21 protein-coding genes are annotated in these 21741 nt (G+C 61.8%); 7 read left to right on the top strand and 14 right to left on the bottom strand.

What is annotated here, in order from left to right:
- Nucleotides 1–70 precede the first annotated feature (70 nt).
- On the top strand, nucleotides 71–199 hold the full coding sequence (locus tag AB4Z25_RS03560) for a hypothetical protein (RefSeq protein WP_310300038.1): 129 nt from the start codon (nucleotides 71–73) through the stop codon (nucleotides 197–199).
- Between the two features lie 115 nt (nucleotides 200–314).
- On the opposite strand, the gene AB4Z25_RS03555 is transcribed toward AB4Z25_RS03560, so the two are convergent.
- The 5 genes from AB4Z25_RS03555 to AB4Z25_RS03535 all read right to left on the bottom strand — a co-directional run bounded on the left by AB4Z25_RS03555 (nucleotide 315) and on the right by AB4Z25_RS03535 (nucleotide 4459).
- On the bottom strand, nucleotides 315–1139 hold the full coding sequence (locus AB4Z25_RS03555; RefSeq protein ID WP_442207862.1) for an inositol monophosphatase family protein: 825 nt from the start codon (nucleotides 1137–1139) through the stop codon (nucleotides 315–317).
- A 30-nt stretch (nucleotides 1140–1169) separates the two neighbouring features.
- Complete coding sequence (ttcA, locus tag AB4Z25_RS03550) at nucleotides 1170–2054, bottom strand: tRNA 2-thiocytidine(32) synthetase TtcA (RefSeq protein WP_442207861.1); 885 nt, start codon at nucleotides 2052–2054, stop codon at nucleotides 1170–1172.
- Nucleotides 2055–2113: 59 nt separating this feature from the next.
- Entirely contained in the window at nucleotides 2114–3043 is a 930-nt protein-coding gene (locus AB4Z25_RS03545; RefSeq protein WP_112387246.1) for a glutaminase, read from the bottom strand.
- A 72-nt stretch (nucleotides 3044–3115) separates the two neighbouring features.
- The gene (gene rpsD / locus AB4Z25_RS03540) at nucleotides 3116–3733 is read right to left on the bottom strand and encodes a 30S ribosomal protein S4 (protein WP_112387245.1); all 618 of its coding nucleotides are present in this window, start codon (nucleotides 3731–3733) and stop codon (nucleotides 3116–3118) included.
- A gap of 198 nt (nucleotides 3734–3931) precedes the next feature.
- Nucleotides 3932–4459 (bottom strand): MarR family transcriptional regulator, encoded by a 528-nt coding sequence (locus tag AB4Z25_RS03535; RefSeq protein WP_112539243.1) that lies wholly within the window; start codon nucleotides 4457–4459, stop codon nucleotides 3932–3934.
- Between the two features lie 99 nt (nucleotides 4460–4558).
- On the opposite strand from AB4Z25_RS03535, the gene AB4Z25_RS03530 reads away from it, so the two are divergent.
- Nucleotides 4559–4894, top strand: coding sequence for a cupin domain-containing protein (locus AB4Z25_RS03530; RefSeq protein WP_112539244.1), 336 nt, complete (start codon nucleotides 4559–4561; stop codon nucleotides 4892–4894).
- Between the two features lie 6 nt (nucleotides 4895–4900).
- On the opposite strand, the gene AB4Z25_RS03525 is transcribed toward AB4Z25_RS03530, so the two are convergent.
- The 6 genes from AB4Z25_RS03525 to AB4Z25_RS03500 form a co-directional block, all read right to left on the bottom strand.
- Nucleotides 4901–6415, bottom strand: a complete 1515-nt coding sequence (locus AB4Z25_RS03525) for an ATP-binding protein (protein ID WP_112539245.1) — start codon at nucleotides 6413–6415, stop codon at nucleotides 4901–4903.
- A 97-nt stretch (nucleotides 6416–6512) separates the two neighbouring features.
- On the bottom strand, nucleotides 6513–7700 hold the full coding sequence (locus AB4Z25_RS03520; RefSeq protein ID WP_442207899.1) for an MFS transporter: 1188 nt from the start codon (nucleotides 7698–7700) through the stop codon (nucleotides 6513–6515).
- 83 nt (nucleotides 7701–7783) lie between these two features.
- Entirely contained in the window at nucleotides 7784–8587 is an 804-nt protein-coding gene (gene murI / locus AB4Z25_RS03515) for a glutamate racemase (RefSeq protein WP_112539246.1), read from the bottom strand.
- Nucleotides 8568–9398, bottom strand: coding sequence for an RNA methyltransferase (locus AB4Z25_RS03510; protein WP_112539247.1), 831 nt, complete (start codon nucleotides 9396–9398; stop codon nucleotides 8568–8570). The genes murI and AB4Z25_RS03510 overlap by 20 nt, the downstream gene beginning before the upstream one ends.
- Before the next feature lie 56 nt (nucleotides 9399–9454).
- Nucleotides 9455–11449: an FUSC family protein gene (locus tag AB4Z25_RS03505; RefSeq protein WP_112539248.1), complete on the bottom strand. Its 1995-nt coding sequence runs from the start codon at nucleotides 11447–11449 to the stop codon at nucleotides 9455–9457.
- 73 nt (nucleotides 11450–11522) lie between these two features.
- Nucleotides 11523–12047, bottom strand: coding sequence for a hypothetical protein (locus tag AB4Z25_RS03500; RefSeq protein ID WP_112539249.1), 525 nt, complete (start codon nucleotides 12045–12047; stop codon nucleotides 11523–11525).
- A 189-nt stretch (nucleotides 12048–12236) separates the two neighbouring features.
- Here AB4Z25_RS03500 and AB4Z25_RS03495 point away from each other — a divergent pair, with 189 nt between their 5' ends.
- From AB4Z25_RS03495 to AB4Z25_RS03485, 3 genes are all read left to right on the top strand, one after another.
- Complete coding sequence (locus tag AB4Z25_RS03495; protein WP_112387238.1) at nucleotides 12237–13451, top strand: NADP-dependent isocitrate dehydrogenase; 1215 nt, start codon at nucleotides 12237–12239, stop codon at nucleotides 13449–13451.
- 75 nt (nucleotides 13452–13526) lie between these two features.
- Entirely contained in the window at nucleotides 13527–13970 is a 444-nt protein-coding gene (locus AB4Z25_RS03490; protein WP_112539250.1) for a GNAT family N-acetyltransferase, read from the top strand.
- Between the two features lie 88 nt (nucleotides 13971–14058).
- On the top strand, nucleotides 14059–14697 hold the full coding sequence (locus AB4Z25_RS03485; protein WP_112539392.1) for a glutathione S-transferase family protein: 639 nt from the start codon (nucleotides 14059–14061) through the stop codon (nucleotides 14695–14697).
- On the opposite strand, the gene AB4Z25_RS03480 is transcribed toward AB4Z25_RS03485, so the two are convergent.
- From AB4Z25_RS03480 to recA, 3 genes are all read right to left on the bottom strand, one after another.
- Entirely contained in the window at nucleotides 14689–15540 is an 852-nt protein-coding gene (locus tag AB4Z25_RS03480) for an AraC family transcriptional regulator (protein ID WP_112539251.1), read from the bottom strand. The two genes, AB4Z25_RS03485 and AB4Z25_RS03480, sit on opposite strands and share 9 nt — an antisense overlap.
- A 133-nt stretch (nucleotides 15541–15673) precedes the next feature.
- Entirely contained in the window at nucleotides 15674–18337 is a 2664-nt protein-coding gene (alaS, locus tag AB4Z25_RS03475) for an alanine--tRNA ligase (RefSeq protein WP_112539252.1), read from the bottom strand.
- A gap of 163 nt (nucleotides 18338–18500) precedes the next feature.
- A complete protein-coding gene (gene recA, locus AB4Z25_RS03470) occupies nucleotides 18501–19586 on the bottom strand; it encodes a recombinase RecA (RefSeq protein WP_112387234.1) in 1086 nt (361 codons plus the stop codon).
- Between the two features lie 241 nt (nucleotides 19587–19827).
- Between recA and AB4Z25_RS03465 the strand changes: the two genes are divergently transcribed.
- Both AB4Z25_RS03465 and AB4Z25_RS03460 read left to right on the top strand, forming a co-directional pair.
- Complete coding sequence (locus tag AB4Z25_RS03465) at nucleotides 19828–20772, top strand: carbohydrate kinase family protein (protein ID WP_112539253.1); 945 nt, start codon at nucleotides 19828–19830, stop codon at nucleotides 20770–20772.
- Nucleotides 20773–20802: 30 nt separating this feature from the next.
- A complete protein-coding gene (locus AB4Z25_RS03460; protein ID WP_112387232.1) occupies nucleotides 20803–21729 on the top strand; it encodes a pseudouridine-5'-phosphate glycosidase in 927 nt (308 codons plus the stop codon).
- Nucleotides 21730–21741 lie beyond the last annotated feature (12 nt).

Below are 21741 nucleotides of genomic sequence, written 5' to 3'. Positions count from 1 at the left end.
TCTGGCGTTCATATTCCTTGCTGCCATCGCTCTTTGGGGCTACTCTCCGTGGGCAACGTTGGAGCAAGAGATGATCAAGACCACCGTCGCGGCGTCCGTATTTGCCGCTTATGCCTTTGCGATGTTCGCAATCGCCTCCCTTCCGCAGAACCTGCCGGCAGTGCCGGTCGACCAAATCACCACGAGTTCGACGAACTGACAAAACGAAAAACCCCGCTCGATAAGCGGGGCCGTTTCGTGATCAAAATGCTTGGGAGGAAATATGCTTTTCCTCCTATATATCGAGCATGGATCGAGGCTTTCGGCCTCGCCACTTAAACGGTGAAAACTTCTCTCCGCAACAACTCCCAGGACGCTTTGTCCGGCGCGATCAGCAATCCGCCATCGACGTGATGCGGCAGATAAAGCGTGCCGTCGAAACGCGCCGCATGGGCTCCTGATTCCTGAGAGATCAGCGTCCCTGCCAGATGATCCCACGGCATCAGCTTGTTGTACGAGAGATAGTGCACGTGCCCGGATGCAAAGGCGCGATATTCATGCGCGGCGCAACGGTAGTTGGCGAGAAAGCGCACCTTGGCCAGATTTCCGAGGATTTCGGCGCGCTTTTCCTTGGCAAAGAAACCGGTCGAGGCCATGCCGACCATCTGGTCAAGTTCGACAGGCTCAGCAACCTTCAGCCGCTCCGTGTCACCATCCGGCCGCTTCAACCAGGCGCCGCCACCCTTCTCCGCCAGAACCCAATCGTCACCCATCGGATCGTAGATGATCCCCGCAACGGTTTCGCCCTTCGACACCACCGATGCCATGACGCCGAAAGCCGGAATGCCGGACGCGAAATTGAACGTGCCGTCGACTGGATCGACGATGATCGCGAGATCCGCGCCTTTCAGGCGCTCGAGCAATACCGGATCGGCAGCCACCGATTCCTCGCCGATAAACAAGGCGTTCGGCCAGAGTTTGGCAGCCTCGGCCTTGATCATCCGCTCGGCCTGCTCATCGGCCTCCGTCACCAGATCGGTCGCCTCACTCTTGGCGCGCACGTCGCCGGCGCTAAGCCTGCGGAACCGCGGCAATATTTCGGCCTTCGCCGCCCGCCGAAGGAGATCGGAAAGCGTCGTGATATCAACTGTCGAGGTCATGATAAGTCCCTGTTTGAGCGTTCCGCCCAGTTACTCGCTCTTCGGTGACGGTTCCGTGACCATCAGGCTCGAAAAATCGAAGAGCTTCGGATCGAGAAGATGCGACGGGTTCACATGCGAGAGTGCGCGCAGCATCGTGTCCTTGCGGCCAGGCATCCGCCGTTCGATATCGCCAAGCATATCCTTCATCGCATTGCGCTGCAGACCGTCCTGCGAGCCGCAGAGATCGCAGGGAATGATCGGGAACTGCATCGCCGCCGCAAACTTCGCCATGTCATCCTCGGCGCAATAGGCAAGCGGCCGGAGAACCATGAGGTTGCCTTCGTCGTTGAGCAGCTTCGCCGGCATCGAGGCCAGCCGCCCGCCGTGGAAGAAATTCATGAAGAAGGTCTCGAGAATATCCTCGCGGTGGTGGCCGAGCACCAGCGCATCGCAGCCCTCTTCCTTGGCAATACGGTAGAGATTGCCGCGGCGCAGGCGCGAACAGAGCGAACAGTAGGTGGCCCCCTCCGGCACCTTCTCCTTCACGATCGAATAGGTGTCGCGATATTCGATCCGGTGCTTGACGCCGATGCTCTTCAGATATTCCGGCAGAATATGTTTCGGGAAGTTCGGCTGGCCCTGGTCGAGATTGCAGGCGATCAGTTCGACAGGCAGCAGCCCGCGCCATTGCAGGTCGAGCAGAAGCGCCAACAGACCGTAGCTGTCCTTGCCGCCGGAAACGCCGATCAGCCAGCGCTTCTGGCCCTTCAGCATATCGAAATCGTCGAAGGCCTGGCGCATCTGCCGCAGCAGACGCTTGCGCAGCTTGTTGAACGAAACCGAAGACGGCGCATCGGCAAACAGCGCATGGCCGATCCCGCCTTCGTCGGCGGTTTCATCGAGTGCATCGGCAATGTTGGCTGCAATATTCATCGTTTCTTCCAGATGGTCAGGACTTTGCCTTTAGCAGAAAGCGGCTGGCAGACACAGCATCAATCGCCGAAAATGGACCAGCCGGTGCGCGCCGCCAGCATCTCCAGCGCCACGGCGCCGAGCTGCGAGTTGCCGACCTTGTTCAGCCCCGGAGACCAGACGGCGATCGAGGCGACACCCGGCGCCACCGCAAAGATCCCGCCGCCGACACCGCTCTTGCCAGGCAGGCCGACATGATAAGCGAAGTCGCCGGATCCATCATAGTGGCCGCACATCAGCATCATCGCGTTGATACGCCGCGCCCGCTTCGGCGAAACCACCGAATGGCCGGTCACCGGATTGCTGCCGCGGGCCGCCAGGAACAGGCCGGCACGGGCGAGCTGCTCGCAGGTCATCGACAGCGCGCATTGATGGAAATAGACGCCGAGCACATGCTCGACCGGATGATCGATATTCTTGTAGGCGCGCATGAAATTGGCGAGCGCGAAATTGCGGTAGCCGGTCTGTGTCTCCGAGCGTGCCACCTTCTCGTCGATCGTCACCGATTCGTCGTCGGCGAGATAACGGACGAAGCGCAGCAGCTCACCGATCGCCTCACGCGGCGCATGTCCCGCCATGACGACATCGGTCACGGCGATGGCGCCGGCATTGATGAAGGGATTGCGCGGGATGCCGCCCTCGTGCTCCAGCTGGACGATGGAATTGAAGGCCGAACCTGATGGCTCGCGGCCGACGCGCTTCCACAGGCTCTCGCCCACCTTGCCGAGCGCCAGCGTCAGCATGAAAACCTTGGAAATGCTCTGGATCGAGAAGGGCACGGCGGCATCGCCGACGCTGTAGACCTTGCCATCGACGGTCGAGATCGTCATCCCGAACTGGTTCGGATCGATCTTGGCGAGTTCGGGAATGTAATCCGCAACCTTGCCCTCGCCGATCCGCGGCGTCAGTTCTTTGTAGATGCTGTCGAGGACTGCCTGCAAATCCACCATGACTTCTCTCCAGAGAACAAAAAAGCCGCCCTGTGAGGCGGCTTTTCCGTATGCGAAAACGCCTCGCGTTGATTAACGCGAATAGAATTCGACCACCAGATGCGGCTCCATGACGACCGCGTACGGCACGTCGGAGAGCGTCGGGACGCGAGCGAAGGTCGCAACCATCTTGTTGTGATCCACTTCGATGTAGTCAGGAACGTCACGCTCAGCGAGAGAGACGGATTCCAGAACCGTTACGAGCTGCTTCGACTTCTGACGAACTTCGATGACGTCGCCGGCCTTGCAACGGTAAGAACCGATGTTGACGCGAACGCCGTTCACAGTCACGTGGCCGTGGTTGACGAACTGACGTGCAGCGAAGACGGTCGGAACGAACTTGGCGCGATAAACGATCGCATCCAGGCGCGACTCCAGCAGACCGATGAGGTTTTCAGAAGTGTCGCCCTTGCGGCGGTCGGCTTCAGCGAAGATTGCGCGGAACTGCTTCTCACGCAGGTCACCGTAGTAACCCTTCAGCTTCTGCTTGGCGCGCAGCTGCACACCGAAGTCCGAAAGCTTGCCCTTGCGGCGCTGACCGTGCTGGCCCGGGCCGTATTCGCGGCGGTTCACCGGGGACTTAGGACGGCCCCAGATGTTTTCGCCCATACGGCGGTCAATTTTGTACTTAGACGATTCGCGCTTGCTCATCGTATTTCCTTTCAGAGTGTTAGAGCGGTCTGTTGTCAGATCGCTCGAAGGAAACACGCCCTCCTTTGGCCCCTTTTGGGAGGCCCGACAGGATTTTCCGGTTACGCGAACTGGAAAGATCCACGGGACATGTCAAATGAAACACGGGACATTGCTGCCCCGTGCTGGCGCGGTCTTTAGGGATAAGTCACGGGATTGTCAAACGGAATTTGGCTCCGCCGCGTCTGCGCCAGCCGCCTCGATCGAACCGGCAAGCTTGCGCAGCAGACCGGCAAGCGCCCGCCGCTCGCCCTCATCCAGCACATCCAGATGACGGAGCTCACGGGCCATGTCTTCGCGGAACGCAGCCTCGGCACGAGCGATACCCGTTTCCGTCAGCGCCACCTCGAAGCTGCGCTTGTCCTGCTCCGACCGCCGCCGTTCGATCAGCCCCGCCTTCTCCAACCTGTCCAGCCTGTGCGTCAGACCGCCGGACGAGATCATCAGCAGGCGATAGAGATCGGTAGGGATCATCCGGTAGGGCGGCCCTGCCCTGCGGATCGTCGAAATCACATCGAACTCGCCACGATCGAGACCAAATTCCGCGAAGGTCGCTTCGATCGACGGCCGCACTAGATTGGAAAGCCGGTAGATGCGCCCGAGGATGCTCATCGGCACAGTATCGAGATCGGGCAGCTCCTCGGCCCAAAGCGCGCGTAGCCGGTCAACGTGGTCTTCCGTCGCCATCAACAGCTCCAATTTATCTTGACGAGAAGATAAATTGGACTATCTTCCCACTAAGATACTTAGATAGCGAAGTCCGGCGCACGATCCAAGGAGGAAATCATGTTCCACGTCATCCCGCGTGCAGATCAGAACCAGTTCCCCAATCGCACCATTCTCTTCGAAGGCGGAAATTTCGGCGCACCCGTCTCGGTCTTCCTGATCGACAGTGAACCCGGCCAGGGGCCGGCACTCCATACGCACCCCTACACGGAAATGTGGATCGTCCGCTCCGGCCAGGCGCGCTTCACGGTCGGCAACGAAACGCTCGACCCCAATCCAGGCGACATCGTCGTCGTCAACCCCGAGACGCCGCACCGCTTCAAGAATATCGGCACGACGCGGCTCGAGCTCACCTGCATCCATGCAATCCCCGAGATCATTCAGACTTGGGTCTGAGCAAGATTATTCCGCGGCACTCTTCAGTGCGTCATCGTCTGGCGCGTCCGCAGAGCCCGGCGCCGTCTCGGCCTGCAGATCGGGGAATGCAACGATGCGCTTGCCGGTGAAGTCGGTGTGGACGACGATCAGGCCCTGTTCCTCGAAATAACCGAGAAGACGGCGGGCACGGCGGGCGGAGTGGGTACCGTAGGCGCGGGCGATCCGGGCATCCGACGGGCATTGTTCGCCGCCGATTGCGGCCTTCGCCATCATCAGGAACACGCCCTGCAGGTCGTCGGTGACGCCGTTTGAAAGCGAGAGCGCCGTCGCCCAGGCTTCGCCTGCTGCCATGTCCGCATCGACGCCGGAGCGCGACACCGCAACGCGGCGGCGGAATTCCGGCAGCGGCATCGGCGGGCCCGGCACGCGGCGCATGCGCAGACGCACCAGGAACTCCTGGTAGAGCACCGAATCCGTGCGGAAACCCGAGGCCGGATCGTCGAGAATTTCGGCAAGAACGGCCGACAGGCGCTCTTCGCGCTCGTCCGCCGAGAGCTCCGGCTGGCTGCTGCGCGGCTCGGATGGTGCCGGCGTGGCTGCTGGTGCCGAGCGGGCCAGTTCGGCAAGGATATCGGTGGTCGGGCGTGGTGCGGGCGGAGCGCGGCGAACGAGCGGCCGCTGAAACTCTTCCGGGTCCGGCGTGAAGATCAGGTCTTCGACATCCTGCGGAGCGTCCGGCAGCGGCATCAGCTTCGGGCTCGACGAGCGCGCCGACGTCTCGACATTGCCGATCTGGATCGGCAGCGGGCGGCGCGACAATGCCGGACCGAGCGCCACGAAGTTTCCGCGCTTCAGGTCGCGGAACATTTCCGCCTGGCGCCGGTCCATGCCGAGAAGATCGGCGGCGCGGGCCATGTCGATATCGAGGAAGGTACGGCCCATCAGGAAGTTGGAGGCTTCGGCGGCAACATTCTTGGCAAGCTTTGCCAGACGCTGCGTAGCGATGACTCCGGCCAGGCCGCGTTTACGGCCACGGCACATCAGGTTGGTCATCGCGCCCAGCGACATCTTGCGCGCATCTTCCGAAACATCGCCACCGACCGATGGCGCGAACATCTGTGCCTCGTCGACAACGACGAGAACCGGATACCAATATTCGCGGTCGGCATCGAACATGCCGTTGAGGAAGGCAGCGGCAGCGCGCATCTGCTGCTCGATATCGAGCCCTTCCAGCGTCAGGACGCAGGAGACACGGTGCTGACGGATGCGGTTGGCGATACCGGCAAGCTCGGCCTCCGTCCGCTCGCCATCGACGACGATATGGCCGAAGCGGTCGCTCAGCGTCACGAAGTCGCCTTCGGGGTCAATGATGACCTGCTGAACCCATTGGGCAGACTGCTCAAGCAGCCGACGCAGCAGATGTGATTTTCCGGAGCCAGAATTGCCCTGCACCAGCAAACGGGTTGCCAGCAGCTCCTCGATATCGAGTGTCGCCGGGCTGCTGCCGGACGCCGTTCCCATATCGATGCCAACCTGCAAGTCGAATTCCTTTTAAGATCTGTCCGCCGTCTCTAGCACATTCGCCGCTGTCTTTGTTACCCGTCTCTGATGGAAACCCACAGAAAGACTGCAGGCTTCAGACAGCCTCGCGTTCCACAAGACGGCTCTGCGCATCGCCGCTGCGTGGCGTCAGCATCCGGGTGAAGATCAGGCTGACGGAAAGCGGCACGATCAGCACCGCAAGCCCTGCCCTCAGTCCCCAATATTCGCCGATGAAGCCAATGATCGGCGGACCGATCAGGAAGCCGAGAAGTGCGACGAAGGACAGGATCGCAAGACTCGCGGCCGCCGGCCGGTCGGTCAGCGCTGCAGCCGCCGTAACCGCAAGCGGAAAGCCGACCGAGACGCCGACGCCAACAGCCGCAAATCCGATCAGCGCCAGGGGAGCTGCCGGTGCCAGCAGGATGATCGCCATCCCAGCAAGCGAAGCGGTGCCGCAGGCCCGTGCGATCGCCACCGCGCCGAAGCGGCCTTTCAGATAGTCGCCGCTGAACCGCCCGGCGGCCACCATGCATGCGAAGACCGAATAGCCCAGCCCCATCTGCGCTCCCTCTGAGCCAAAAACATCACGCAGATAGACCGCCGACCAATCGGCGATCGCTCCCTCGGTCATGGTCACGCCGAAGACGAAGGCACAGACACCAAGCAGCGCCAGTCCCGGAAGCTTGAAGCCGCTCTTCACCGCAGTCTCCGCATGGTGACTTTCCGGCAGTTTCGGCAATCGGGTGCTGACGATGAGCGCGATCGGCAGCACGATCACCGATATCGCCAGGATCGACCAATGCGGCGCAGCGCCGATGGCGATCGCGCCAACGCCGAGCAGACTGCCGAACATGATGCCGAGACTCCAGAAGCCATGCGACCGGCTCATGATGATCAGCCCGGTGACTTTCTCCGTCAGGTCCGCCTCGACATTCATGCCGAGCTCGACGGTCGACAACGCAACGCCGAGGATCAAAAGCGAGAAGAACAGCAATGTGACGGTCGGCGCAAAGGCCGGCAGCGAGACAACGGCCAGGAAGAAGACGAAGCCATAGATAATCGCCGCCCGTCCGCCGATATGCGAGACGACGCGTCCCGCAAAAGAGAGCGTCAGCAGCGTGCCGACAGGCAGGCCAAGCAGGGCGATCGCCAAATCGGCGGTGCCGAGCTGCAGTTTCGCCTGAATGTCGGGAATCCGCGGCAGCCAAGCGCCGAAGGCGATCGGCTGCAGGAAAAAGATCAGCATGACAAGTCGTTGAAGCGGCACGGCGCATTCCTTCATTCTCAGGCACGGAAGGCGCCGCACCTGATTCCCCGGCAGCGAGTCTGCGTCATCACCAGAGCGAAAGAAAGCGTTGAAACGCCTTAGCGGGTGCTGAGACCGAAGCCCTGCATCAGCCGTGTGGTGGCAAAATCCGGGTTGCCCGACGTGAAGACCGCAAAATCGAAATTGTCAGGATGAACCGCATCGGCAACCTCAGGCACGAGGCTGCGGGCGCGGCGCGCAATCGCCTCGGCCGGATCCAGCCAATCGACAGGCCACGGTGCCAGCCGCCGGAAAAGATTGGCCATGAACGGATAATGCGTGCAGGCGAGCACGACGATATCGGTCTTGCGCCCGTCCTTCTCGACGAAACATTGCTCGATCTCGCGCATCACCGCGGCGTCCGATACGGTCTCGCCGCGGATATAGGCCTCGGCCATCCGCGCCAGATTTTCCGATCCGACCAGACGGACATGGCATTGTTGCGCGAAGGACTGGATCAGGTCGCGCGTATAGGCGCGCTTGACGGTGCCAGGCGTTGCCAGCACCGAAACCAGCCCGGAACGTGTCCGCTCGGCCGCCGGTTTGATCGCAGGCACCGTTCCGACGAAGGTCATCTGCGGAAACGCCGCGCGCAGATCGGCGCCGACAAGCGTGAAGGCCGTATTGCAGGCGATGATGCAGACTTCAGGATCATGCTCTTCGAGCAGCCTGGCAAACAGGCTGACGACACGCTCCTTCAGCGCCTGCTCCTCCCAGCCGCCATAGGGAAAGCCGGCGTCGTCAGCGATATAGATGAAGCCGCGCTCCGGCATCAGCACGCGCGCTTCGCGCAGCACGGTCAGCCCGCCGATACCGGAATCGAAAACCAGGACCGGTTTCAGCTCATTCCCCGCTGCTGTCATCTTTCGGCCGTTCCTTGGTCTTTTCGGGAGCCCGGCTGCCACGCGGATATTGCCGCGAGAACCGGTCGAGGGAGGAGATCACTCCGCGCAGCACGCTGATTTCCTGCTCAGTGAAGGCGCGGCGCGACAGGACGGCACGCAGATTGTCCACCATTTTGGGCTTTTTCGCGGGCGGGTGGAAATAATTGCGCGCATCCAGCGCCTCCTCCAGCTGGTCGAAAAAGCCGAACAGCTGCTCCTTGGTCGATGGCGTCTGCTCCATGGCCTGGAAGCGCACCTCGCCCAGATCGTCCATCCCGGACTTCATCCATTCGTAGGACATCAAAAGCACCGCCTGGGCGATGTTGAGCGAGGCGAATGCCGGATTGACCGGAAAGGTGACGATCTCGTCCGCCAGCGCCACTTCCTCGTTGCTGAGGCCCCAGCGTTCGCGCCCGAAGAGAATGCCGACACCCTCCCCGGCGCGAAATCTCGTCCGCAGCGTCTTGGCAGCAACCACGGGAGAACGCACCGGCTTGAAACCGTCCCGCTCGCGCGCCGTCGTCGCATAGACGAAGTTGAGGTCGGCGATCGCCTCCTCCAGCGTGTCGTAGACCTTCGTGCCGGCTATGACGTGATCGGCCTTCGACGCCGTCGCTTGCGCCCTTTCGTTCGGCCAGCCGTCGCGCGGATTGACGAGCCGCAGCTCCGCAAGGCCGAAATTGGCCATGGCGCGTGCCACCATGCCGATATTCTCGCCCATCTGCGGTTCGACCAGAATGATCGCCGGTCCTTCGGTCAGAAGTTCCCGCTCGCTGTTTGTGCCTGCCATGAATGCCGTCCTTGCTTTCGAGCCGGAATAGCCTTGCGCGCGGCAAACGGCAAGACTTATGCGGCCGGATAGAGCCGGTCGAGGACGCCGCCGACCATCTCCACGCCGAGCCTTGCGCCGCTCATCGAGATCGGCAGATGACGGGCGGCCGAGGCGGCCGACTGGCGCTCGACGAAGAAACACTCCGAACCCCGCGGCGCCACCGCCGAGAGCCGCGTCCGCGCAGCCGCCAGCGCCGCCCTCACCTTTTCACGGTCCGCATCGCTCAGACCCTCGCCATAGGAGCTGGCGACGATCCGGGCCCAATAGGTGCCCGACAGAAAGATCGCCAGCGTCTGCCGGATCCGGCCGGGACGTGTCACCACCGACCAGGCCGACCCGAGAGGCCGTGCGGCGACGGTGACATCGCGATAGGCACCATCGAGCGTCTGAGAAAGCGAGATGAGCTCGTAGCGCGGCTTGCCGTCGAGGATCGCCGAGAGCAGCGCATCGAGCGCGTCGAACCATTTCTGAAGTGCGGCATCCAGTGCGCCGCGGGTGCGCGCCGGAAAAACCAGGAAGGCGACCGCCGTCCCGGCCAGCGTCCCGATCAACGTCTCCTCGATGCGCAGCGCCAGCAGATCGACAGTCAACGCACCGGTCATCCCGTAAACAAGACAGAGCACGATCGACACGAAGAAGGTCATGGTCGCATAGGAAATCTGCAGGAAGTAGAAGGCCAGGAAGATGCAGACGACCGCGACGGGGATGGCGATCGCGTCATGGCCGGTCAGCAGCGTTGCAAGCCCGAGGCCCACGACGATGCCGAACAGCGTGCCGAGCGACCTCTGCAGCGCCTTCATCGCCGTGTCGCCGCGGGAATTTGTATTGGTGAAGACCAGAAACGAGGCCAGCACCGCCCAGAACCATCGTTCGCGCGACAGCATCAGCCCGAAGCTCATGGCCAGCGCGGCGGCGAGCGTGATCTGCAAGGCGGACTTGATCAAAGGATTGGCAAAAGAAAAATCGATCGCCGCAGCGGTCGGCTCGTCATCGGCGGGCTCCACACCGGCGAACGCGGTCATCTGCGCCTGCGCGATCGTCTCTACAAGGTGACGTCTGGCGTCACCGAGCCAGAAAAGCGCCCGCCTCGTCTCGGCTGCCGGGTCGGAAGATGCGTCGTCCTGTTGAGCAAGGCTTCCTTGCTTGCCTTCGATGACGGCGTGAACCAGCGCAAAATCCGGCAGGCTCTGCTGGCTGAGCACGATCGCGCTTTCGGCGGCGAGATGCAGATCGAAAAGACGGATCGCCAGTTCCGCGGCCGGATCCCCGCCCTTGTCGAAGACGCCGCCGGCCGGCCGCGGAATGAAGCTTTCCGCCATCAGCACCACTTCCTTCAGCCGATCCTCCAGCTGGCGCAGTTCCTGACGGTCGTGTTCACCGACCTGCCCGTCCGAAGCAAGTGCTGCCAGCTTGAAGAGGATCTGGTTGACCCTGCCCCGCACGCTTTCCAGGGATCGCAGCAGATCGCGCCGCCAGTTATCCGGCAGCAGCATCGCGCGGACGACATGGCCGGTCAGCGCCGAAACCACGGGACCGACCGCGATCAGGGGCAACTCGCCGATGTCTGGGTGGAAATAGGCCCCCATGAAATAGGAGGTAAAGGCAAACATGCCGATGGCAAACCCGCGTGGCCCAAAGACGCGCGCCGAGGCCGCAAGGCAGATCACCACCAGAAAGGCCAGATCGGTCAGCACCCGATGATCTTCCAGCGCCGCGGCGATCGCCACGACGGCAAGACTGGCCAGGCATCCGAGCAGCCGCGTGATCAGCTGCCGCGAATTGCCCTTGTCGCGCACGGCGACGCCCCCCTCGATCGACAGCACGATGCCGAGACCATAGGAGGCCGTCGGTAGCGGCACAGCAAAGAGATGGATCGCAAACAGGATCGCAAAGGAGATGACGATCGTCAGCGTCACCCGCGATGCCATGCGAAAGCGCGACAGCGCCGGGTCGTTGGCAAGCAGCCAGTCACGAAGATCGAAGCCCGAAAACAACCGATGAGCCCTCATCCGGCGCAGTCACGAAACATGCCCTCTCCGGACATACCGCCAAACGGGGCGAAATCAAACGCCGGGCCGGCGCTCACTGGCCCTTGGCGATCTCGTCCATCGTCGCCTTCAGCGAACTGGTGGCCTTGGTCTCGGGATCCTCGAGCATGATGTCGTCGATCACGGCCTTGCCGCCTTCCGTCGCCATCTCGAAGCGCACGGTTGAGACCGCCTGGGCTTCTTCAACCTCGCCGCATGCCATCTTGCGGAACGATGCCACCACCTCATCCTGACCATCGGCCGTCTTCTGCGGCGTCAGCTTCAGATCTTCCAACGGGCAGGCATCCTGTCCGTTGACGATGACGTCATAATCGAAGGGTGAAATGCCGTCGTCCACGGCGGGATGCTTTGACGCCTCGCGGTACTTGGCGGCGAAATCCTTGCTGTAGCGCGTGTCGAGTTTACCGGGGTCGAAGATGTCGACCCATTCGATGTCGTCGCCCGACCAGTTGTTGACCGTGGCGTCCATGACCTCCTGAACCGGCGCCGGGATTTCGGCAGCTTTTGCAAGGGTTGGAAGACCGGCGAATACGGTAAAAAGCAAGGCAATCGTCTTCATGATGAAATGTCCGTTAACGAAGCAATTGCCGCGGACACTAATCAAATCCGCGGACTTGGCAATGGCCCCAAAATGCTCTTTCCGGGGTGCTTGCGGCTTTGCGTTCCAAGCACACAATGCTATAGCGCTCGGGATTTCAAAAATCACCCGCCACGGGACCTAGTCCCCACCAGCTTACGAGGCAGATACATGAAAAAGATCAAGGTCGCTAACCCCGTCGCCGATCTCGACGGCGATGAAATGACGCGTATCATCTGGCAGCTTATCAAGGACAAGCTGATCCATCCGTATCTCGACCTCGATATCGATTACTTCGACCTTTCCGTCGAAAACCGCGACGCCACCAACGACCAGGTGACCGTAGACGCCGCCAACGCCATCAAGAAGCACGGCGTCGGCATCAAGTGCGCGACGATCACGCCGGACGAAGACCGCGTCAAGGAATTCAATCTCAAGCAGATGTGGAAGAGCCCGAACGGCACGATCCGCAACATCCTCGGCGGCGTGATCTTCCGCGAGCCGATCATCTGCCAGAACGTTCCGCGCCTCGTCCCCGGCTGGACCAAGCCGATCGTCGTCGGCCGTCACGCTTTCGGCGACCAGTACAAGGCAACCGATTTCAAATTCCCGGGCAAGGGCAAGCTCTCGATCAAGTTCGTCGGTGAAGACGGCGCGGTCATCGAGAAGGACGTTTTCGACGCTCCCGGCGCCGGTGTTGCCATGGCGATGTACAACCTCGACGAGTCGATCCGCGAATTCGCCCGCGCCTCGATGAACTACGGCATCATGCGCGGCTGGCCGGTTTACTTGTCGACCAAGAATACCATCCTGAAGGCCTATGACGGCCGCTTTAAGGACATCTTCGAAGAAGTCTACCAGGCCGAATTCAAGGCCAAGTTCGTCGAGCTCGGCATCACCTACGAACATCGCCTGATCGACGACATGGTCGCCTCGGCGCTGAAGTGGTCCGGCGGTTACGTCTGGGCCTGCAAGAACTACGACGGCGACGTCCAGTCCGACACGGTTGCACAGGGCTTCGGCTCGCTCGGCCTGATGACCTCGGTCCTGCTCTCACCGGATGGCCGCACGGTCGAAGCGGAAGCCGCGCACGGCACGGTCACCCGCCACTACCGCCAGCACCAGAAGGGCCAGGAAACCTCGACGAACTCGATCGCCTCGATCTTCGCCTGGACCCGCGGCCTCGCACACCGCGCCAAGCTCGATGACAATGCCGAACTTGCAAAGTTCGCGGCAACGCTCGAAAAGGTCTGCGTCGATACAGTCGAAGCCGGCTTCATGACCAAGGACCTGGCGCTGCTCATCGGCCCGGATCAGCCGTGGCTGTCGACGACTGCCTTCCTCGACAAGATCGACGAGAACCTCAAGAAGGCCATGGGCGCCTGAGGCGGCCAGAACCAGAAAACAGCAGAACGGCGGGATCTTCCCGCCGTTTTCATTTCAACAACAAGGGAACAGCACATGACGACGATCCGCCTGCTTGAGCCATCCGACCGCTCGCAATGGGAGCCCTTGTGGAAGGGCTATCAGACCTTCTACGACGTCGTCATTCCGCCTGAGACCACTGAACTGACCTGGGCGCGCTTCCACGCTGCAAACGAGCCGATGCATGCCTTTGGCGCCTTCGATGACGACGGCAAGCTGAAGGGCATCGTCCACGCCATCTTCCATCGCTCCACCTGGCTGCCGAAATGGACCTGCTACCTGCAGGATCTCTATGTCGAGGCGGACCAGCGCGGCCTTGGAACCGGTGCCGCACTGATCGAGCGCGTTGCCGATCTTGCCCGCGAACAGGGTGCCGGCCGGCTCTACTGGATGACGCACGAGAGCAACGAGCGCGCCCGCCGCCTCTACGATCAGATCGCCGAACGCTCCGGCTTCATCCAGTACCGAAAGCAGCTCTGACTGCTGACAGAAATTGGCAGCATCCTCCACTAGACATTGCCGCGTCGCTGGCCTGCGCCAGATATCAGCAATCGATGAGGAGACAATGATGACCGAAGAGCTGGTGTTCTACACAAACCCGATGTCGCGCGGCCGGATCGCCCGCTGGATGCTGGAGGAAACAGGCGTTCCCTACCGCACGGAGATCAAGACCTTCGACGGTACGATCAAGGGAACGGACTATCTCTCGGTCAATCCGATGGGCAAGGTTCCGGCGATCTCGCATCGCGGCACCATCGTCACTGAATGCGCCGCGATCTGCGCCTATCTGGCCGATACCTTTCCGGAGAAGGAGCTGGCGCCGCGCCCTAAAGAGCGCGGCTCCTATTACCGCTGGATGTTCTTCGCCGCCGGTCCGCTGGAATCGGTCGTCACCATCCGTATGCTCGGCTTCGTCACCCCTGCCGACAAGGCCCGAAGCGTCGGATATGGCAGCTTCGGCGATGTCATGGACACGCTGGAAAAGGCAGTGACCGACAACCCCTATATCGCCGGCGACCGCTTCACGGCCGCCGATGTCTATGTCGGCTCGCATATCGGCTGGGGCCTGAATTTCGGTTCGCTCGAGCAGCGGCCGGCCTTTGCCGATTATCTCGGCCGTGTCGCCAACCGGGATGCCTACCGCCGGGCCAACGCACTGGATGATGAAGCGATGCAGGACATGCAGCTGAAGGCCCACTCACACTAGCGGCATGTAGATATCCGTCAGCAGCCCGGTCGGCGCCGTGTCGCGCGGGTTGTTCAGATATTCTTCGAACATCAGCCCATCGCGGAGCTGCCGACCGGAAACCGGCAGCCATTCGGCATAGAGCCACTGATAGGCCTTGTGCATATCCGCATAGGGACCCTTGTGGCGCAGGACCGCATAGTCGCCGCCGCTGAGAGACTGCCGGACGAAAGGCGGCTCGGCGGCGATGGTCTCATCAGCGCTGACGCAGGCAACCGACCGCAGTCTTTCAGCCGGAACAATATCGGGATCGTCAAAATAGACACCGATCATCCGCATGCCGGGTGACGCCAGCCCACGGGCATAGAGCGTTCCGAACAGCGTCTCGAACGCCTTGCTGATCTGCATGTAGGAACCGGTATGCGGCACGCCGATCAATTCGATCGGCCCAATGGTTTTCAATGTCACGTCAAACATGGCTGTCGCCTTTCCTGAAATCGAGGGTTCGAAGACTGTATGGCTTCCCTCTTTCCGGTAGCGCGCCGGCGGCATGCCGTAGACCGACTTGAAGATGCGGTTGAAGGATTGGAGATTGGGATAGCCCGATCGCTTGGCAATCTCACTGATATCAAGACCGGTGCGGACGATATCGCCCGCCGCGCGATGCAGCCGCAGCCGCTTGACGGTGGCCGCCAGCGTCTCGCCGTAGATCGCCCGGTAGATCCTGTGCCAGTGATAGCTCGACATGCAGGCGATATCGGCCAGCCGCTCCATATCCAGCTCCTCGTCGAGGTGGTCGTGGATATAGGCCGAAACCCGCCTCAGGCGGTCTTCATAGAGAGACCAAGCCGTTTGCCCGTTCATGTCAGACCTCATGCAAATCGATCACCTGCAGACAACCATAGTCCGGTTTGACAAATCCTGCGGAGTTCAGGCGTAAAACAAAAAAAGGCGGAGACCGAAGTCTCCGCCTTTCACTATCACTATCCGGTGACGATCAGCCGGCGAGCGCTGCCGCAACGGCTTCAATCGCCTCGTCGGCCTTCGATCCGTCCGGACCACCGGCCTGGGCCATATCGGGACGGCCGCCGCCGCCCTTGCCGCCGAGTGCTGCCGAAGCGATGCGCACCAGATCGACGGCGCTGAAGCGACCGACGAGATCTTCGGTAACGGCAACCACGGCGCTGGCCTTGCCGTCGTCGGAAACGCCGATCAGCGTCACGACGCCGGAGCCGAGGCTGGCCTTGCCGTCGTCGGCAATGCCCTTCAGATCCTTGGGATCAACGCCAGTAATGGTCTTGCCGAGGAACTTGACGCCGGCGATCTCACGGGCTGCGTCATCCGCCGAACCGCCCTGACCGCCGCCCATGGCGAGCTTGCGCTTGGCATCGGCCAGTTCGCGTTCCAGCTTGCGGCGCTCGTCCATCAGCGCTTCGACGCGCGAAACCACATCGCCTGCCTGCACCTTGAGGGCCGAAGCCAGCGTCTTCACGCGGTCGTCCTGTTCCGCCAGATAGACACGGGCCGCTTCACCGGTGACTGCCTCGAGACGGCGCACGCCGGAGCTGACGGCACTGTCGCCGAGAATGCGCACCAGCCCGATATCACCGGTGGCAGACACATGCGTGCCGCCGCAGAGCTCGATCGAATAAGGCTTGCCGGTCTTGGCGCCATGCAGGCCTTGGCCCATGGCCACGACACGCACTTCATCACCGTATTTTTCGCCGAACAGCGCCATGGCGCCCTCGGCACGGGCATCGTCGACGCTCATCAGACGCGTCGTCACCGGCGAGTTCTGCAGAATGATTTCGTTGGCCATATCCTCGACCACCTTCAGCTCTTCTGAAGACATCGGCTTCGGATGCGACACGTCGAAGCGCAGGCGTTCCGGCGTCACCAGCGAGCCCTTCTGGGCAACATGGTGGCCGAGCACTTCGCGCAGCGCCTCATGCAGCAGATGCGTTGCCGAATGGTTGGCGCGGATCTGCGAGCGGCGGGCGTGATGGACGGTCATCGCAACCGCGTCGCCGGTCTTGATCGTGCCTTCGACGACGGTGCCGATATGCACGAACAGCCCCTCGCCGCGCTTCTGCGTATCGGTGATCTCGATCTTGGCACTATCCGAAGAGATGATGCCGGCATCACCCACCTGACCGCCGGACTCGCCGTAGAACGGCGTCTGGTTGACAACGATCTGCACCTTCTCGCCGCTGACGGCCTGCGGAGCAGAGGCGCCATCCTTGACGATCGCCTGGACGACGCCCTCGGCGCTTTCGGTGGCATAGCCGAGGAATTCGGTTGCCCCATGCGCTTCACGCAGCTCGAACCAGATGGTTTCGGTCGCCTTGTCGCCGGAGCCGGCCCAATGCGAACGTGCCTCCGCCTTCTGGCGCTCCATGGCATCGGTGAAGCCGGCGAGATCGACGTTGATCTCGCGGGCGCGCAGGGCATCCTGCGTCAGGTCGAGCGGGAAGCCGTAGGTATCGTAGAGCTTGAAGGCGGTCTCGCCGTCGAGCATGTCGCCCTTGCCGAGCGTGGTCGTGGCTTCCGACAGCAGCGACAGGCCGCGCTTCAGCGTCGTGCGGAACTTGGTTTCCTCGAGCTTCAGCGTTTCGGTGATCAGCGCTTCGGCGCGCACCAACTCCGGATAGGCGCGGCCCATCTGCTGGATCAGCGCCGGCAGCAGCTTCCACATCAGCGGTTCGCGGGCGCCCAGCAACTCGGCATGGCGCATGGCGCGGCGCATGATGCGGCGAAGCACGTAGCCACGGCCCTCCGCGGAGGGCAGAACGCCGTCGGCGATCAGGAACGCCGAAGAACGCAGATGATCGGCGATGACGCGGTGGCTGGCTCGCTGATCGCCCTCAGCCTTGACGCCGGTTGCCTCTTCGGACGCCTCGATCAGCGCCCGGAACAGATCGATATCGTAATTGTCATGTTTGCCCTGCAACAGCGCCGCAACGCGCTCCAGGCCCATGCCGGTGTCGATCGATGGGCGCGGAAGATCGACGCGCTCTTCCTTGGTGATCTGCTCGTACTGCATGAAGACGAGGTTCCAGATCTCGATGAAACGGTCGCCGTCTTCCTCCGGCGAGCCGGGAGGGCCACCCCAGATGTGATCGCCGTGATCGTAGAAGATTTCCGAGCACGGACCGCACGGACCGGTATCGCCCATCGCCCAGAAATTGTCGCTGGTCGGAATGCGGATGATCCGGTCTTCGGAGAGACCGGCGATCTTCTTCCAGAGACCGAAGGCTTCGTCGTCGGTGTGATAGACGGTGACCAGCAGGCGCTTGGCGTCGATGCCGAATTCCTTGGTGATCAGGTTCCAGGCAAGCTCGATCGACCGCTCCTTGAAATAATCGCCGAAGGAGAAGTTGCCGAGCATCTCGAAGAAGGTGTGGTGGCGCGCGGTGTAGCCGACATTGTCGAGGTCGTTATGCTTGCCTCCGGCGCGCACGCATTTCTGCGCCGTCGTCGCTGTCGAATAGGGGCGCTTTTCAAGACCGGTGAAGACGTTCTTGAACTGCACCATGCCGGCATTGGTGAACATCAGCGTCGGGTCATTGCGCGGCACGAGAGGGCTCGACGGAACGACTTCGTGGCCGTTGGTCTTGAAATAGTCGAGGAAGGTCGACCGGATATCATTCACACCGCTCATGCTATGCCCTTCAATGCTGCCCACGGCAGGTCAAATCTTAAATCCAGTGGCTTTTATCGTCCGCATTAACCACTGTCCAGCAGGCAAACCCGCCTGCAAAACGAAACGGCCGCATTCCTGGTGGAATGCGGCCGTTTCGAACGCAAAAATGCTAGGGCGAGGATCAGGGCTCGCCGTCGCCATCGCCGTCATTGGCATCCGGTCCGCCGTTCTGCAGCTTCTCTGCAAGCAGGCCGGCATTCTGGCGGATCGAAGTCTCGATCTCGCGCATCGTATCCGGATTGTCGCGCAGGAAAATCTTGGCGTTCTCACGCCCCTGCCCGAGCCGCTGGCTGTTATATGAGAACCAGGCGCCTGACTTCTCGACGATGCCTGCCTTGACGCCGAGATCGACCAGCTCGCCGGTCTTCGAGACGCCTTCGCCATACATGATGTCGAATTCGACCTGCTTGAAGGGAGGCGCCATCTTGTTCTTGACGACCTTGACGCGCGTCTGGTTGCCGATCACCTCTTCACGCTCCTTGACCGCGCCGATACGGCGGATGTCGAGGCGAACCGAGGCGTAGAATTTCAGCGCGTTGCCGCCGGTCGTCGTTTCCGGAGAACCGAACATCACGCCGATCTTCATGCGGATCTGGTTGATGAAGATGACCATGGTCTTCGACTTCGAGATCGATGCGGTCAGCTTGCGCAATGCCTGGCTCATCAGACGCGCCTGGAGGCCCGGCAGGCTGTCGCCCATCTCGCCTTCGATTTCAGCGCGCGGCGTCAGTGCAGCGACCGAGTCGACGACGAGAACATCGACGGCGCCGGAACGAACCAGCGTATCGGTGATTTCAAGCGCCTGCTCCCCGGTATCCGGCTGCGAGATCAGGAGATTGTGCAGATCGACGCCGAGCTTGCGGGCATAGACCGGGTCGAGCGCATGTTCTGCATCGACGAAGGCGCAGATGCCGCCCTTCTTCTGGGCTTCTGCAATGGTCTGCAGCGCCAATGTCGTCTTGCCGGAGCTTTCCGGTCCGTAAATCTCGATGATGCGGCCCTTGGGAAGACCGCCAATGCCGAGTGCGATATCCAGTCCGAGAGAGCCCGTCGAAACAGTCTCGATCTCGACCACGCTCTCATTCGAGCCGAGCTTCATGATAGAGCCCTTGCCGAACGACCGCTCGATCTGAGAGAGTGCCGCTTCAAGTGCCTTGCTTTTGTCCACCGATTTGTCCTCTACAAGCCGCAATGTATTCTGTGACATTCGATCCACCTTTAGGTTATTGAAGCCGCTCTAGCAATGTTGCCGCCGATGCCGATTTTGTACGTGATTTGTTCTCATTGCGCAAGTGGCGTTCAAATGATTGAAACGAAAAGGTAAATCAGTACGTGTTCTACATTTGTTTTATTGATGTGGCGCAAGAGCTTAGCAGCGTGACACGGCCTGACGGCGAGCTGCAGCGGATGGCTCGATTCGGCGAAATCGCCCCCTCTGGAGCTCACGCATGAAGCGCAAGATTCTCGTGCTCGGCGGCGCCCATATCGACCGGCGTGGACGCATATCCGGCGACACGGCGCCGGGCTCCAGCAATCCGGGATCCTGGTTCGAGGAAGCCGGCGGCGGTGGCTTCAATGCGGCGCGCAATCTAGCCCGCCTCGGCTTCGACGTGACGATGATTTCGCCGCGCGGTGGCGACCCGACCGGCGAGATGGTGACGGAGGCTGCCTATGCAGCCGGTGTCAACGACCGCCCCTTCGTCTTCCTCGACCGCAAGACGCCGAGTTACACCGCAATCATCGAGCGCGACGGCAATCTCGTCATCGCGCTCGCCGATATGGACCTCTACCGCTATTTCTCGCCCCGCCGCCTCGCCATCCGCGCGGTGCGCGAGGCCTTTGCCGACAATGATCTGATCCTCTTCGACGCCAACCTGCCGGAAGACACGATCGCGGCAATCGTCACCCGGGCAAACGGCCTTGGAAAACCGGTGGCGGCGATTGCCATCTCGCCAGCCAAGGTGATCAAGCTGAAGGCCTGTGCCGAAGGCATCGACTTCCTGTTCCTCAACGAGGCGGAAGCCACGGCACTCGCCGGAGCACGCCCTGACGATGCGACAGACTGGGTGTCTCTGCTCGGTGACACCGGATTGAAGGGCGGCGTCGTCACCCGCGGACAGCGCGAACTCATCGCCTTTGCCGGCAAGCAGTCGATCGCGCTTCAGCCGCCTGCGGTCGATAGCGTGGCCGACGTCACGGGCGCCGGGGATTCGCTTGCCGCAGGCGTGCTGTCGGCATTCATGCACGGCTTGCCGCTGGAGGAAGCCGTGCGTCATGGCGCTGCGGCAGCAGCGGTCACCGTCCAATCGCCGCTTGCCGTCAGTGAAAAACTGACACCGGAGCTCCTCCGCGACACGCTGGCCCTTGTTCCGGCCGCCAGAATTCTGCATTGAAGCGCGCTTATCGATGAACTGGAAACGACAATGACGAAACCGATCTCCCCTCTGCTGCCGATCTCCTATTCGAAGGAAGTTGCCGCCGCCAAGCAGCGCGGCGCACCGCTGGTCGCGCTGGAATCGACCATCATCACCCATGGCATGCCCTACCCTGGCAATATCGAGATGGCCCGCAGCGTCGAGGCGATCATCCGCGAACAGGGCGCCATTCCGGCGACCATCGCGGTCATGCACGGTGTCCTGCATATCGGCCTGGAGCCGGAAGAGCTTGAAAGGCTCGCCAAGGAAAAGGACGTCATGAAGGTGTCGCGCGCCGACCTCGCCTTCTCGATCGCCGAGCGCCGCACCGGCGCCACGACCGTGGCTGCGACAATGATTGCGGCGGCGCGTGCCGGCATCAAGGTCTTCGCCACCGGTGGCATCGGCGGCGTGCATCGCGGCGCCGAAGAGAGCTTCGACATTTCGGCCGACCTGCAGGAACTCGCCCGCACCGGCGTCATCGTCGTCTGCGCCGGCGCCAAGGCGATCCTCGACATTCCGAAGACGCTAGAAGTGCTGGAAACCTCCGGCGTTCCCGTCGTCACCTATGAGAACGAAGAATTCCCGGCCTTCTGGTCGCGCAAGTCGGGCCTCAAGAGCCCGCTGACCCTGAACAGCCCGGCGGCAATCGCCAATTTCCAGACGACCCGCGAGCAGCTCGGCATCGACGGCGGCATGCTGATCGCCAATCCGGTTCCGGAGGCTGACGAAATTCCGCGCGAGGAAATGGAAATCTATATCGAGCGCGCGCTCGACAGCGCCGAGCGCGACGAGATCACCGGCAAGGCGGTCACGCCCTACCTGCTCAGCACCATCTTCGACCTGACCGACGGCCAGAGCCTGAAGACCAATATTGCGCTGGTTGAAAACAACGCGCGGCTGGCGGCCGAAATCGCCGTGGCGCTGGACGCCTGAATGAATTGAGAA

Source organism: Rhizobium sp. RAF36, assembly GCF_052114105.1.
In the GTDB taxonomy this organism is placed as follows: Bacteria; Pseudomonadota; Alphaproteobacteria; order Rhizobiales; family Rhizobiaceae; genus Rhizobium.
The sequence above is the reverse complement of the archived record's forward strand: the minus strand, read 5'-3'. Positions and strand labels throughout refer to the sequence as shown.

Excerpts from the sequence above, each read along its gene's own strand:
- AB4Z25_RS03560 (WP_310300038.1), top strand. The coding sequence starts at position 71 with ATGATCAAGACCACCGTCGCGGCGTCCGTATTTGCCGCTTATGCCTTT.
- AB4Z25_RS03555 (WP_442207862.1), bottom strand. The coding sequence starts at position 1,139 with ATGACCTCGACAGTTGATATCACGACGCTTTCCGATCTCCTTCGGCGG.
- ttcA (WP_442207861.1), bottom strand. The coding sequence starts at position 2,054 with ATGAATATTGCAGCCAACATTGCCGATGCACTCGATGAAACCGCCGAC.
- AB4Z25_RS03545 (WP_112387246.1), bottom strand. The coding sequence starts at position 3,043 with ATGGTGGATTTGCAGGCAGTCCTCGACAGCATCTACAAAGAACTGACG.
- rpsD (WP_112387245.1), bottom strand. The coding sequence starts at position 3,733 with ATGAGCAAGCGCGAATCGTCTAAGTACAAAATTGACCGCCGTATGGGC.
- AB4Z25_RS03535 (WP_112539243.1), bottom strand. The coding sequence starts at position 4,459 with ATGGCGACGGAAGACCACGTTGACCGGCTACGCGCGCTTTGGGCCGAG.
- AB4Z25_RS03530 (WP_112539244.1), top strand. The coding sequence starts at position 4,559 with ATGTTCCACGTCATCCCGCGTGCAGATCAGAACCAGTTCCCCAATCGC.
- AB4Z25_RS03520 (WP_442207899.1), bottom strand. The coding sequence starts at position 7,700 with ATGAAGGAATGCGCCGTGCCGCTTCAACGACTTGTCATGCTGATCTTT.
- murI (WP_112539246.1), bottom strand. The coding sequence starts at position 8,587 with ATGACAGCAGCGGGGAATGAGCTGAAACCGGTCCTGGTTTTCGATTCC.
- AB4Z25_RS03510 (WP_112539247.1), bottom strand. The coding sequence starts at position 9,398 with ATGGCAGGCACAAACAGCGAGCGGGAACTTCTGACCGAAGGACCGGCG.
- AB4Z25_RS03505 (WP_112539248.1), bottom strand. The coding sequence starts at position 11,449 with ATGAGGGCTCATCGGTTGTTTTCGGGCTTCGATCTTCGTGACTGGCTG.
- AB4Z25_RS03500 (WP_112539249.1), bottom strand. The coding sequence starts at position 12,047 with ATGAAGACGATTGCCTTGCTTTTTACCGTATTCGCCGGTCTTCCAACC.
- AB4Z25_RS03495 (WP_112387238.1), top strand. The coding sequence starts at position 12,237 with ATGAAAAAGATCAAGGTCGCTAACCCCGTCGCCGATCTCGACGGCGAT.
- AB4Z25_RS03490 (WP_112539250.1), top strand. The coding sequence starts at position 13,527 with ATGACGACGATCCGCCTGCTTGAGCCATCCGACCGCTCGCAATGGGAG.
- AB4Z25_RS03485 (WP_112539392.1), top strand. The coding sequence starts at position 14,059 with ATGACCGAAGAGCTGGTGTTCTACACAAACCCGATGTCGCGCGGCCGG.
- AB4Z25_RS03480 (WP_112539251.1), bottom strand. The coding sequence starts at position 15,540 with ATGAACGGGCAAACGGCTTGGTCTCTCTATGAAGACCGCCTGAGGCGG.
- alaS (WP_112539252.1), bottom strand. The coding sequence starts at position 18,337 with ATGAGCGGTGTGAATGATATCCGGTCGACCTTCCTCGACTATTTCAAG.
- recA (WP_112387234.1), bottom strand. The coding sequence starts at position 19,586 with ATGTCACAGAATACATTGCGGCTTGTAGAGGACAAATCGGTGGACAAA.
- AB4Z25_RS03465 (WP_112539253.1), top strand. The coding sequence starts at position 19,828 with ATGAAGCGCAAGATTCTCGTGCTCGGCGGCGCCCATATCGACCGGCGT.
- AB4Z25_RS03460 (WP_112387232.1), top strand. The coding sequence starts at position 20,803 with ATGACGAAACCGATCTCCCCTCTGCTGCCGATCTCCTATTCGAAGGAA.